The organism is Clostridium sp. Cult1 (assembly GCF_021655095.1).
GTDB lineage: Bacteria > Bacillota > Clostridia > Tissierellales > Tepidimicrobiaceae > Schnuerera.
Genome location: NZ_PPXW01000001.1, coordinates 18,663 through 31,361 on the forward strand (window position 1 = coordinate 18,663; position 12,699 = coordinate 31,361).

The window sequence follows — 12,699 nt, forward strand, 5'->3', positions numbered from 1 at the left end:
CCCCCCATTTATCTACTTTTCATATTTTTCATAAGCTTCAATTATCTTTTGCACTAACGGATGTCTAACTATATCATATTTAGATAAATATACAAAATCAATTCCTTCAACATTAGAAAGTATTTTTGACACTGTTACTAAACCTGAAGTTCTGCCTTTAGACAGGTCAATTTGTGTAATATCTCCAGTTATTATGGCTTTTGAACCAAAACCTAACCTCGTTAAAAACATCTTCATCTGCTCATTAGTAGTATTTTGTGCTTCATCTAATATTACATAGGCAGAGTCTAAAGTCCTTCCTCGCATATAGGCTAAAGGTGCTACTTCTATTAGGTTTTTTTCCATTAATTTCAAATAAGCTTCAGCACCTAATATATCAAATAATGCATCATAAATTGGTCTCAAATAAGGATCTACTTTCTCTTGCAAATCTCCAGGAAGAAAACCAAGGCTTTCTCCTGCTTCAACAGCCGGTCTAGTTAAAATAATTCTATTTACCTCTTTATTTTTAAATGCATTAACTGCCATAGCCATAGCCAAGTAAGTTTTACCTGTACCTGCTGGCCCTATTCCAAATACTACATCGTTGTTTTTTATTCCGTCTACATATCTTTTTTGACCTAATGTTTTAGGTTTTATACTTTTACCCGATGCAGTAATACAAACCACATCTTTTAATAGATCTTTAACTCTTTCTTCTTTTCCTTCTAGTATAAGTTGGATTGTATATCGTAGTTCTTGTTTAGTTAATTTCTTTTGACTATTAATTATTTCTGCTAATTTATAAATCAGCCTTTCACCTAATTCAACAGAAAGTCTATCTCCCTTTACTATAATACTGCCATCCCTTAATAAAATACCTACTCCTAATTCTTTTTCAATTATTTTAACATTTTCATCAAGATCGCCAAATAATTGAGAAATTAGTTGGGTATCTTCAATATATATCTGTCTTTCTTCTTGTATTTTTCCCAAACTTTTTTATCCTCCCTTAATTCATGTTAATAACTGCTTTTTGTCCAATATCTTCAATTACTTCTAAAGTTACATAAGTTGATAATATACCATCTTTCACATAGTATTTTACATCCTTAGATTCTATTTGAACATTTTCTGGTAATTGTTTATTCAATTCTTCAACAGCTTTAATATGGGTAGATTGTTTTAAAAAATCAATATTCTGCTTCAACTCTTTTTTTTCTACTTCTTTAAACTGATGAACTAATATTTTTATTGGTAAATCCACGTCCACATTAAATAATTTTACTTCTTTTACCTCTTCAATATAATCTTTATAAGGAATTTCCCCTTTGGAAAATTGAATTCCTTTTTGTCCAACTTTTAATTCTCGCCTTTCGTATACTCTTCCTGTTTCTTCTTTGATTGTTTTAACTATTGGTTCGTCTAACCTATAATTATATACGGTTTTTGCTAAAACTTCTCCCTCTGCATGGACCAATATCTGTTCTTCTGAATATTCATCAGATATAGAGCCAGTTATTAAGATCTGTCCTTTTTTTACTACATCTCCTTTTCTTACTATCGCTTTTCCATTTTTAGCAATGGCTTTAACTATTACTCCTTTTTTAGTTGCAATTATATGGCAAGGTGCGTCCATGTCGATTTTTTCTGGTGGTAAGTCCTGTTCCTTTACTTCTATTATCAATTTTGTTCCTTTAATTTCTATAGATAAAAAGGAAAAGGTATCGAATTCATTTAATAATAAATGCTTTGTATAATCTTTATCTATTTTATATTTTATTATACCATTTTTTATCTCTTCTTTTTCCAATACTTTTAAAATATCTTCTGTCCTTACCTTTTCATTTCCTATAACTTCAATATTCCATATTAAAGAAGACAAAAAAATAATTACTCCTATAAAAATAAAGAAACCAAAAGCAAGCATCTTCCTATGTTTAAGCCTATATAGAATGAATGGAAGTCCTCTTTTATCTACTATCTCTACCCTGCATCCTACTCTTTTGACTATTTCCTTTAATGCCTTAAACCCTTGTATTGTAGCTTTCATTTCCAAGGTTGTATATCCTACTCTATTGATATCCCATAAATATATATCCTTGGTAGCAGCTAAGTTTAAAAACCTTTCTAAAGTCAACCCTTCAACCTTAATAATAACATATCCCTTTAAAAAATTCCACGTCTTTATAACATCCATAACAACACTCCTTAAGAGTATATCTCTATTTTTTCAATATTTCCTTTAATGATGATTTCCTCAGAAAGTATGGTCTTTAGTTCCATATTTTTCCCAGTTATTTTAATTATCCCTATGTTAGAATTAATTCTAAGGATTTCTTGTGTGTATTCAACAATACCTTTATGATTGGAAATATTAAGTTGAATATTTCCAATCATAGTGATTTTAGGCAAATCTAATACCACATCTTTAGGTAGTTCTAAAGCTTCTGAAATATTATATTTGAAATTGTCCATTTTGTTTTTCATCGATAAGCCCTCCTCCTTAATAATTTATGCCCTACATAATATGAGTATTACTGAGTAATAAGAAAAAGCATATAGTTTCCTATATGCTTTTTCTCATATTTCTAATACTTTTAGGTTCAGATAATATTTCAGAATATATTATCCCTCTTAATATATCTTTTTTAAGTTGGTTTTCTGACCTATTTATTTTATTTTGATTAATCTTTGAATCTTCATATGATTCAACTTCTTGTTTATATACTCTAGATAAGTTTTTATCTTTTTTTACATTTTGAATATCTATTCTTCTTTCATCTCTGAATGGTGTGGCTTTTTCCTTAGATACTTCTCTCTTAATCTCTGGTTTTTGAACATTTATCTTTTTCGGTTCTATTGGTGATACCGTTGATTTCATATTACCAGACTGTCTACTTAATTTTTCTCTTCTTCTACTTTTTGCCTGTTCAATTTTTTTCTTATCTTTCATACTTTTTAATATTATATCTATTACTATGATGAAAATAAAAAATAGAAAGCTTCGTGGGAACATTTTTTCGCCCCCTTAATCTTGTTTTTTGTCTTCTTCAGCTATCTTGGAAATTGAACTTCTCATATCAGTATCAGCTAATATATTTCTCATATTATAATAATCCATAAATCCCATATTACCTTCCTTTAACGCATTAGCTATAGCTAAAGGAACTTCTGCTTCCGCTTCTACTACTTTGGCCTTCATTGCTTGAACTTCTGCTGCCATCTCTTGTTCTTTGGCTACTGCCATAGCTCTTCTTTCTTCGGCTTTAGCCTGAGCTATACGCTTATCAGCTTCCGCTTGTTCAGTTTGAAGTTTTGCTCCTATATTTCTTCCTACATCTACGTCTGCAATATCGATGGAAAGTATTTCGAAAGCAGTTCCAGAATCTAATCCCTTATCAAGGACAGTTTTAGATATTAAATCTGGATTTTCCAATACATCCTTATGAGTTACTGAACTACCTACGGTAGTAACAATGCCTTCTCCAACCCTAGCTATAATAGTTTCTTCTCCTGCTCCCCCTACTAATCTCTCAATATTAGCTCGTACTGTAACTCTAGCCTTAGCAATAACCTCTATTCCATCTTTAGCAACTGCTGCAATTTGAGGTGTTTCTATTACCTTTGGATTAACGCTTACCTGTACTGCTTCTAAAACATTTCTACCTGCTAAATCAATGGCTGCAGCTCTTTCAAATTCCAAAGGTATATTTGCTCTTTGTGCTGCAATTAAAGCATCTACAAGGGTGTTAACATTTCCTCCTGCAAGATAATGGGCCTCTAATTTATCAACTCCTATAGTTAATCCTGCCTTAGTGGCTTTAATCATTGGATTAACAATTCTTGAAGGTATAACCCTTCTCAATCTCATACCAATTAAAGTACCAATCTTAATTTTAACACCTGAAAAGTATGCTGTAATCCATAATCCGACAGGTATAAAAGTAAAAAACAATATGACTAAAATAATGATTAATAAAGCAATACCTACTGTAAATACATATGATCCTGGCATTAATTAAACCCTCCTAACAATTATTTTTGATCCTTCCACCCTTACTACCTTTATATTACTTTGCTTTGGTATAAAAGCTCCACTAGATAATGCATCTAATCTTTCACCATCTATTTCAATAATCCCTGAAGGGCGAAGTTCTGTAATGGAGACTCCCTCTTTCCCTAAATATTCATCTCTAGAAAGGGAACTCAAATATCCTTCCTCATCTTTTTGATGAGTTGATAATACTATCTTATCAAGAAATGGACTTCTATGTCCATATTTTATCAATAACATAGTAATTATAGCTGTAATAATAATGGCAATACTTACAGACATTAAAGCTGAAGCTAAAGAACCCATTGCTAATATAGTGCCTAAAATTACTAAGATTATACCAGATATACCCGGTAGACCAAATCCCGGAACAATAGCTTCTATAACCAAAAGGATTAATCCAGTAACAAATATAGCTAATGATGTCCATTGTGAATTACCAGCTATTATATTGCCTCCAAAAAATAGCCCAAAGGCAATTATACTTATAGTTCCGCCAATTCCAAACCCAGGTGTAAAAATTTCAATTACCAATCCAACAAACCCTATAGTTAGCAATAAGGTACTAATAGATGAATTAGATAAAAATTTAGCTGCCTTTAATTCCATACTCTCTTCAATTTTAACAATATTATTATATGAAATATTGAAATGTGAAAGAATTTCATCATAATCATTGGAAATTAAATCTGCTATTCCATATTGAAGTGCTTCATTACTTGTTAGATTAAGTAACTTCCCCTTTTCAGAAATACCAGCAATGTAAATATCTCGATCTGCCATAGCCTCTATTATTTCAGAGTCTCTTCCTCTAAATTGGGCTACATCTCTTAAAAAGCTTCTCCACATGGATAATACCTTCTCTGTATTTGGTATAGTTTCAGCAGAGCCAATGGTAGAACTTTCAGCCATAACCACATTTTCTCCTGCAATAGTTATTAAAACTCCTGCAGATTCTGCTTTATTATTAACAAAAGATATCGTTGGTATATCTAGTTCAATAATCAAGTTCTTTATCTTTTCTGCTACATCAATCAATCCTCCATAGGTGTCAATTTCAAAGATTATAGCCCTCGGAGAATCTTTAGCAATATTGTTTAAAGTATTTCGTAGAAAATTATAGGTAGCTTTAGTAATTTCTCCGTTAATTGGTATAACGTAGACATCTCCTTTATCTTCTGCATAAACTATTCCATTGAAAAATATTAGAATTAGAAAAATTAAAGCTAAAATTCTATTCTTTTTCAAGATTTCACCCCCTAATTCTATTATATTATTACCCTTTTATTTATACAATAAAAATATAATTTAGGTTTAGCAAAAAACCTGGAGTAAAACTCCAGGTCTATTTTAAAATTCCTCTTACTATTTTATTAACTGTATTGCCATCAGCTCTGCCCTTCACCTTTGGCATTACTGATTTCATAACCATTCCAATATCTTTCATGGACTTAGCATTAACTTCATCTATGGTCTTTGAAACGATTTCTTTAATTTCTTCTTCAGTTAGTTGTTCCGGTAAATATTCTAATAAAATTTCCATTTCTTTTTGGGTTAAATCGACTAAATCTTGTCTTTCACCTTTTTTGAAATCTTCAATGGCATTCTTTTTCTCTTTTAATTGTTTAGATATTATTTCTAATATTTTTTCGTCTTCTAATTCAGTTCGCTGATCTACTTCTATTTGCTTTATAGCTGCCCTAACCATAGTTATAGTATTTTTTCTGATAGAATTCTTATTCTTCATAGAAGCCTTTAAATCCTCCATGAGTCTATCTTTCAAGGTCATAAATTCACCTTCTTATTAATATCTTCCTTTTTTCCTTCTAGCTGCTTCAGACTTTTTCTTACGTCTTACACTTGGTTTCTCGTAATGTTCTCTTTTTCTGTATTCGGAAAGAACACCAGCACGGGCACATTGCCTTTTAAACCTTTTTAGTGCATTATCTAGAGATTCATTTTCTCCTACTTTGATTTCTGCCATCGACTTCTCCCTCCCCTCTTCCACAACAAGAGTGCTCCCATATTGTATATGGAAATCGGAATACATACTAAATCATTATACATTAAGTTTTTGAATTCTGCAACTATATTTTAACCGGGTGGCCATGAAAATTTACGCCCTCCTAAAATGTGAAAGTGGATATGGGAGACAGTCTGTCCTCCAAACTCACCACAATTATTTACTATTCTATAACCTTCCTCGTCAATTTTTAGCTCTTTAGCTAAATCTTTTATAGTGACAAATATATGGCCGATTAAATCGGAGTTCTCATCATCTATATCATTTACTGACTCTATATGTTCCTTAGGTATTACCAAAATATGAATAGGTGATTGAGGATTAACATCTTTGAAGGCTATAATTTTATCATCTTCATATATGATTTCAGAAGGAATTTCTTTACTTATTATTTTACAAAATATGCAATCACTCATACTTTCACCTCCCCCATTGCCTTATACAATATATATTCTATAAAATTTCTATAATTCCTCTATTTTTCCTATCAAAATATCCTTTTCATTATCAATTATTTTTACAGGTAGTATTTTACCTCGTACTTCATCTTCAGCTTGAACCTTCACCCTAATATAGTTAGTAGTATAACCTTCCATAAATCCATCTTCTCCTTCTTCAAAAAGGACTGGTAAGGTTTTACCAAAATAATTTTCATTAAAAGTTCTCATCAATTCTTCCCCTAAAAGGATTAATCTTTCACTTCTTTCATGTTTAATATTTCCATGGATTTGATTTTTAAATCTACTTGCTGGAGTCCCTTTCCTAGGAGAATATTTAAATACATGGATACGCGAAAAATGAATATCTCTCACAAAATTATATGTTTCTTCGAATTCTTCATCAGTTTCTCCTGGAAATCCTACTATGACATCTGTAGTTATTCCTGCGTCTGGCATATGTTTTCTTATTAGATTTACTATATCCTTATACTGACTAGTAGTATATTTACGATTCATCCTTTTTAATACAGTATCACTTCCACTTTGTAATGATAGGTGGAAATGACCACATAGCTTTTTTGAATTAACTGCTCTTAGCATAAATTCTTCATCTATAAAAGTCGGTTCAATAGAACTTAGACGTATTCTTTCTATTCCTTCAATTCTCGATATTTCCTCTATAACATCAATTAATGTTAGTCCATGTAAGTCTTTTCCATAGGATGTTACATGAATTCCTGTAAGTATAACTTCCTTAAAACCAGCATTAGATAATTTTTTTGACTCAATTAAAATATCTTCTAGATCCCTACTTCTTATAGGCCCCCTAGCGTAGGGAATTATACAATAGCTACAGAATTGATTGCAGCCCTCTTGAATCTTTATATAGGCTCTTGTCTTAGATTTTAAATCAGCTATATTTAAATTCTCAAATTCCTTATGACCTTTTATGCTTTTTACTACATTTATTTTTTTGTTTTTATCCCTAGCCTCTTCACATAGATCTACTATCCTATTTCTATCAGTAGTACCAATTACAATATCTACTCCTTCTATTGCTTCTACTTCCTCTGGTGCTACTTGAGAATAACATCCTACTGCTACTACTATCGAATTTACATTTGCTTTTTTAGCCCTTCGAATAAATTGTCTAGATTTTCTATCGCCTAAGTTTGTAACAGTACATGTATTTATTACATATATATCAGCATATTCATTACTATCTACTATTTCATAGCCTCTTTTTTCAAATAATTCCTCCATAGCTTCCGTTTCATACTGATTTACTTTACATCCTAATGTATAGAATGCCACTTTCCTCATAATCTCACTCCTAAGTCTCCAAGTTCATATAGAGTAATAGAAATTACAACTATACCTGCCGTTTCTGTTCTAAGTATTCTTGGCCCTAAACTTACCGGTTTTCCACCGATATTTAAAATGGCATTTATTTCCTTTTCTTCAAAACCACCTTCTGGTCCTATTATTATATGGATATTACCATTCTTTATATCCTTAAAAGCTTTTTTCAATGTATTCATTCTTTCCATCTCATAAGGTACTATTATATTTTCTTCCCCGTCTAGAATATGGATCATTTCATTATAGGTGATTATATTATTAACTATAGGTATAGTATCTCTTTTGCTTTGTTTGGCTGCTTCTTCAGCAATTGTTTTCCATCTTTCCACCTTCTTTTGTTCTTTCCTTTTATCCTTGATTTTAACGATTGTCCTATTAGTAACTATGGGATAAATCTCCTTTACTCCTATTTCAGTACATTTTTGAATTATAAAATCCATCTTATCCCCTTTGGCGATCCCTTGGTAAAGAATAATATCGATTGGTGGTTCATTTTTTCCTTCAAAGCTATCTAATATTGAAACTAGAACAACATCAGAATTTATCTCCAATATTTCGCATATATAGGTTCTATTTTCAGATAGAATTTCTATTCTATCTTTGTTTTTTAACCTTAAAACATCTCTAATATGCTTAACATCTTTCCCTATTATTTCAATTCTATCTCCGATAATTTGATCTTTACATATAAAAAATCTATTCATATATTCACCTTATTCTAAAACACTTACAATGAGAGCCCATTCGTTCATATATTTTTTCTCTAAGATTTTAAAACCATTTTTAATCAGCTTTTCTTCTACCTTGTCTACCTTTTCCAAAATAATTCCAGAGGCAATAAATACTCCCCCTGAATAAAGATAATCTTTAATATGCTCAACCATGTCTATAATCACTTCTGCTATAATATTGGAAACAATAATATTTGCCTTTTCATTAACTACATTAAATAAGTTCCCTTGTCTTACCTCAACAGAATTCTCAACGCCGTTTAAGTGCAGGTTCTCATTAGATACCTTAATGCACATTTCATCTAGATCTACAGCTATTATCTTTTTAGCACCTAGTTTAGCTGCTACTATGCTAAGTATACCACTTCCACATCCTATGTCTAGAAGCGTCTCTCCATCTTCTACATATCTCTCTAAAGCTTCTATACACATAATTGTGGTTTCATGGGTTCCAGTACCAAAGGCCATTCCAGGGTCAAGTTCAATTATTATTTCTCCTTCTTCTTTTTCATATTCTTCCCAAGTAGGCTTTATTACTACATTACTACCTATCCTGGTAGGCTTATAGTATTTTTTCCAGGCCTCAGCCCAATCTTTCTCATACACCTCAGTTATGGTTACTTCTCCTAAACTTTTGCCTGTTTCATTGAAGGGAATTCTCTCAATATTATCTCTTACAAGTTCGATCTTATCTACTATATTCTTACCTTCTGGAAAATAGGCTTTGATTATAACACCTTCATAATCCTGCTTGATAAGCTCCGGATCGATAAAATCCCAATCCTCTTCTGACTGCTGGAACGCTATTATGTCATTTGGATCTTCTATAGCCAAACCCGTTACACCTAAATCATACATTATGTTGGTTACCAGCTCCTCAGCCTCAGTAGTAGTTTTGATTTGAACTTCAACCCATTTCATAACCTTCACATCCTTTTATTAAATCTCAGAATATTATACCCTAAAACAAGGAAAAATACCATATCCTAAAAAAACAATCACTCCATTATCGAGTGATTGCCTAGTTTCCAAATGCATCTTTCACTTTATCAAAGAATCCTTTTTTATTTTCTTTATGGATTTCTCCACTTTCCTTAGCAAACTCTCTTAATAATTCTTTTTGCTTTTCTGTCATTTTTTTAGGCACCTTAACTTCCACTCTAAAGTATAAATCACCTTTTCCTATACCTTTTACATTTGGAATCCCTCTATTTTTAAGTCTAAATCTAGTTCCAGTTTGGGTGCCTTCTGGAATAGTAAAAGATTCTTTCCCTTCTAGAGTAGGTATTTCTATCTCAGCTCCAAGAGCTGCATCTACAAAAGTTATAGGTACTGTAAAATGTATATCATTTCCTTTTCTCTTAAATATACTATGCTCTTTTACATTTATATAGATAAATAGATCTCCTGCTGGACCACCTCTGTCTCCCGCTTCTCCTTCTCCTCTAACTGAGATAATTGAGCCAGTATCCACACCAGCAGGCACCTTTATTTTTATCTTTTTATTCCTTATTTCCTTACCTGTTCCTGAACAGGTATTACATTTATCTTTTATAAATTCTCCTGTACCACCACATTGATCACAAGTAGCTACTCTAACAAATTGTCCAAAAGGAGTTTGTTGAGCATATCTTACTTCCCCAGAACCGTTACATTTATTACAAGTTTCTTTCTGACTACCAGGCTTTACTCCACTACCATCACAGGTTCTGCAAGATTCAGATTTTCTTATTTGTATCTCTTTTTCTACTCCAAAAACTGCTTCTTCAAATTCTAAATCTAAATTATACCTTAAATCGTTCCCTCTAACAGGCCCTCTCCTTCTAGAACTACTTCTTTGACCAAAGCCATCACCAAATATATCAAAAATATCCTCAAATATATCGCCAAATCCACCATAACCTTGGCCATAGCCCGCCTGACTATTTACTCCCTCAGGGCCAAAGGTATCATACCTTCTCCTTTTATCTGGATCACCTAATACCTCATAAGCCTCATTAACTTCTTTGAATTTCTGTTCCGCCTCTTTATTATCAGGATTTAGGTCAGGATGATATTTTTTTGCTAATCTCCTAAAAGAAGATTTTATTTCATCTTGACTGGCATCTTTTGAGACATTGAGTATTTCATAGTAATCTTTCAACCAGTATCACCAACCTTCAATTTACTCCTATCATAGTTTATCAAAAATCAAAGCTAAATCCAAGAGATTTAGCTTTGATTTTAAAATATTACTCATCCTCATCCATTACTTCATAGTCTGCATCTACCACATCATCATCTTTGGTATCATTTGCTCCTCCGGGTTCAGATCCTTGCCCTTGAGTTTGGTCATATATCTTTTGTGATATATTATAGAATTCTTGAGTCAACTCTTCTGTTTTCTTCTTAATTTCCTCTATATCATTTCCTTCTAAGGCTTTTTTCAATTCATTTAATTTCTCTTCAACCTTTGATTTCTCACTATCGGAGATTTTTCCTTCTAAATCTTTTAATGTTTTTTCTGTCTGATAAACCATTGAATCAGCATTGTTTCTAGCTTCTATTTCTTCTTTCTTCTTCTTATCTTCTTCAGCAAATTTTTCAGCTTCTTCTACCTTTTTTTCAATTTCTTCATCTGACAAATTAGTTGAAGCAGTAATGGTAATTCTTTGCTCTTTCCCAGTACCTAAGTCCTTAGCGCTAACATTGACAATACCATTTGCATCTATATCAAAGGTTACTTCTATTTGAGGTACTCCCCTTGGTGCTGGTGGAATTCCAGTTAATTGAAATCTTCCTAAGGTTGTATTATCGCTAGCCATTTGCCTTTCACCTTGTAGCACATGGATGTCTACAGAAGTTTGATTGTCAGCTGCAGTAGTAAAAGTCTGAGATTTCTTCGTTGGAATAGTGGTATTTCTTTCAATTAATCTAGTTGTGACTCCACCTAAAGTTTCTATACCTAAAGATAATGGAGTTACATCTAATAGAAGTAAATCCTTAACCTCACCACTTAAAACTCCCCCTTGTATTGCTGCACCTATAGCAACACATTCGTCAGGGTTTATATCCTTTTGTGGATCCTTTCCTATTAACTTCTTAACTTCCTCTTGTACTGCAGGTATTCTTGTAGAACCACCAACAAGTAAAACCTTCTCTATTTCACCAGCTGAAAGACCAGCATCTTTTAAAGCTAATCTAATTGGCTCTAATGTTTTCTCTACTAAATGAGAAGTCAATTCTTCAAATCTTGCTCTAGTAATGTCCATATTTAAATGTAATGGTCCAGAAGCAGTAGCAGTTACAAAAGGTAGATTAATATTAGTTGTCATAGTAGTAGAAAGTTCTTTTTTAGCCTTTTCTGCTGCTTCCTTTAATCTTTGTAATGACATACTATCCTGTCTTAGATCTACACCATTTTCCTTTTTAAACTGTTCTGCAATATAATCAATTATTGCTTGGTCAAAATCGTCTCCACCCAAATGGTTATTTCCTCTAGTAGCTAATACTTCAAATACCCCATCTCCTATTTCTAAAATGGAAACATCAAAGGTTCCACCACCTAGGTCAAAGACCATTATCTTATGTTGACCTTCCCCCTTATCTAAACCATAAGCAAGAGCTGCCGCTGTTGGCTCGTTGATTATTCTTTTTACATTTAAACCAGCAATTCTTCCTGCATCCTTTGTCGCTTGTCTTTGACTATCAGTAAAATATGCTGGCACGGTAATTACTGCATCTGTTACAGTTTCTCCTAAATAATTTTCTACATCCATCTTAATCTTTTGTAATACCATAGCTGATATATCTTGAGGAGTATAATCCTTACCATCTATATTCTTTTTATAATCCCTGCCCATTTCTCTTTTAATAGAAATTATAGTTCTATCTGGATTTGTAATTGCTTGTCTTTTAGCAGTTTCTCCAACTAACCTTTCTCCATCCTTAGTAAAAGCTACTACTGATGGAGTAGTTCTATTCCCTTCTGCATTAGGAATAATAATAGGTTCTCCACCTTCCATTACTGCTACACATGAGTTAGTGGTTCCTAAATCGATACCAATTATTTTTCCCATATAAATTCCTCCTTAAAATTATTTACTTAGCTACTTTAACCATACTAGG

Annotated in this window: 14 protein-coding genes; all 14 read right to left on the reverse strand. The window is 32.2% G+C overall.

The window, feature by feature from the left end; translation table 11 throughout:
* Positions 1 to 12: 12 nt before the first annotated feature.
* On the reverse strand, positions 13 to 975 hold the full coding sequence (locus C3E89_RS00095) for a PhoH family protein (protein ID WP_236910482.1): 963 nt from the start codon (positions 973 to 975) through the stop codon (positions 13 to 15).
* A 16-nt stretch (positions 976 to 991) separates the two neighbouring features.
* A complete protein-coding gene (gene yqfD / locus C3E89_RS00100; protein WP_236910483.1) occupies positions 992 to 2,179 on the reverse strand; it encodes a sporulation protein YqfD in 1,188 nt (395 codons plus the stop codon).
* An 11-nt stretch (positions 2,180 to 2,190) separates the two neighbouring features.
* Positions 2,191 to 2,469: a sporulation protein YqfC gene (yqfC, locus tag C3E89_RS00105; protein ID WP_236910484.1), complete on the reverse strand. Its 279-nt coding sequence runs from the start codon at positions 2,467 to 2,469 to the stop codon at positions 2,191 to 2,193.
* A 79-nt stretch (positions 2,470 to 2,548) separates the two neighbouring features.
* A complete protein-coding gene (locus tag C3E89_RS00110; protein WP_236910485.1) occupies positions 2,549 to 2,998 on the reverse strand; it encodes a hypothetical protein in 450 nt (149 codons plus the stop codon).
* Positions 2,999 to 3,010: 12 nt separating this feature from the next.
* Positions 3,011 to 3,997 (reverse strand): flotillin-like protein FloA, encoded by a 987-nt coding sequence (gene floA / locus C3E89_RS00115; protein ID WP_236910486.1) that lies wholly within the window; start codon positions 3,995 to 3,997, stop codon positions 3,011 to 3,013.
* Positions 3,998 to 4,000: 3 nt separating this feature from the next.
* On the reverse strand, positions 4,001 to 5,284 hold the full coding sequence (locus C3E89_RS00120; RefSeq protein WP_236910487.1) for an NfeD family protein: 1,284 nt from the start codon (positions 5,282 to 5,284) through the stop codon (positions 4,001 to 4,003).
* A gap of 97 nt (positions 5,285 to 5,381) precedes the next feature.
* A complete protein-coding gene (locus tag C3E89_RS00125) occupies positions 5,382 to 5,825 on the reverse strand; it encodes a GatB/YqeY domain-containing protein (protein ID WP_236910488.1) in 444 nt (147 codons plus the stop codon).
* A 15-nt stretch (positions 5,826 to 5,840) separates the two neighbouring features.
* Complete coding sequence (gene rpsU / locus C3E89_RS00130; RefSeq protein WP_005587683.1) at positions 5,841 to 6,020, reverse strand: 30S ribosomal protein S21; 180 nt, start codon at positions 6,018 to 6,020, stop codon at positions 5,841 to 5,843.
* A 110-nt stretch (positions 6,021 to 6,130) separates the two neighbouring features.
* On the reverse strand, positions 6,131 to 6,475 hold the full coding sequence (locus C3E89_RS00135; RefSeq protein WP_236910489.1) for a histidine triad nucleotide-binding protein: 345 nt from the start codon (positions 6,473 to 6,475) through the stop codon (positions 6,131 to 6,133).
* Positions 6,476 to 6,523: 48 nt separating this feature from the next.
* On the reverse strand, positions 6,524 to 7,822 hold the full coding sequence (gene mtaB / locus C3E89_RS00140; RefSeq protein ID WP_236910490.1) for a tRNA (N(6)-L-threonylcarbamoyladenosine(37)-C(2))-methylthiotransferase MtaB: 1,299 nt from the start codon (positions 7,820 to 7,822) through the stop codon (positions 6,524 to 6,526).
* On the reverse strand, positions 7,819 to 8,565 hold the full coding sequence (locus C3E89_RS00145) for a 16S rRNA (uracil(1498)-N(3))-methyltransferase (protein WP_236910491.1): 747 nt from the start codon (positions 8,563 to 8,565) through the stop codon (positions 7,819 to 7,821). Before C3E89_RS00145 ends, mtaB begins: the two co-directional genes overlap by 4 nt.
* Positions 8,566 to 8,574: 9 nt before the next feature.
* A complete protein-coding gene (prmA, locus tag C3E89_RS00150; RefSeq protein WP_236910492.1) occupies positions 8,575 to 9,513 on the reverse strand; it encodes a 50S ribosomal protein L11 methyltransferase in 939 nt (312 codons plus the stop codon).
* A gap of 100 nt (positions 9,514 to 9,613) precedes the next feature.
* Positions 9,614 to 10,735 carry a molecular chaperone DnaJ gene (dnaJ, locus tag C3E89_RS00155; RefSeq protein WP_236910493.1) on the reverse strand — a complete coding sequence of 374 codons (1,122 nt, stop codon included), beginning with the start codon at positions 10,733 to 10,735 and terminating at the stop codon, positions 9,614 to 9,616.
* An 88-nt stretch (positions 10,736 to 10,823) separates the two neighbouring features.
* The gene (dnaK, locus tag C3E89_RS00160) at positions 10,824 to 12,650 is read right to left on the reverse strand and encodes a molecular chaperone DnaK (protein ID WP_236910494.1); all 1,827 of its coding nucleotides are present in this window, start codon (positions 12,648 to 12,650) and stop codon (positions 10,824 to 10,826) included.
* Between the last annotated feature and the right edge of the window lie 49 nt (positions 12,651 to 12,699).

What these genes read in the sequence shown, in the direction of transcription:
- C3E89_RS00135 (WP_236910489.1), bottom strand. Translation starts at nt 6,475, where the DNA reads ATGAGTGATTGCATATTTTGTAAAATAATAAGTAAAGAAATTCCTTCT.
- yqfD (WP_236910483.1), bottom strand. Translation starts at nt 2,179, where the DNA reads ATGGATGTTATAAAGACGTGGAATTTTTTAAAGGGATATGTTATTATT.
- floA (WP_236910486.1), bottom strand. Translation starts at nt 3,997, where the DNA reads ATGCCAGGATCATATGTATTTACAGTAGGTATTGCTTTATTAATCATT.
- prmA (WP_236910492.1), bottom strand. Translation starts at nt 9,513, where the DNA reads ATGAAATGGGTTGAAGTTCAAATCAAAACTACTACTGAGGCTGAGGAG.
- C3E89_RS00145 (WP_236910491.1), bottom strand. Translation starts at nt 8,565, where the DNA reads ATGAATAGATTTTTTATATGTAAAGATCAAATTATCGGAGATAGAATT.
- C3E89_RS00110 (WP_236910485.1), bottom strand. Translation starts at nt 2,998, where the DNA reads ATGTTCCCACGAAGCTTTCTATTTTTTATTTTCATCATAGTAATAGAT.
- C3E89_RS00125 (WP_236910488.1), bottom strand. Translation starts at nt 5,825, where the DNA reads ATGACCTTGAAAGATAGACTCATGGAGGATTTAAAGGCTTCTATGAAG.
- mtaB (WP_236910490.1), bottom strand. Translation starts at nt 7,822, where the DNA reads ATGAGGAAAGTGGCATTCTATACATTAGGATGTAAAGTAAATCAGTAT.
- rpsU (WP_005587683.1), bottom strand. Translation starts at nt 6,020, where the DNA reads ATGGCAGAAATCAAAGTAGGAGAAAATGAATCTCTAGATAATGCACTA.
- yqfC (WP_236910484.1), bottom strand. Translation starts at nt 2,469, where the DNA reads ATGAAAAACAAAATGGACAATTTCAAATATAATATTTCAGAAGCTTTA.
- dnaK (WP_236910494.1), bottom strand. Translation starts at nt 12,650, where the DNA reads ATGGGAAAAATAATTGGTATCGATTTAGGAACCACTAACTCATGTGTA.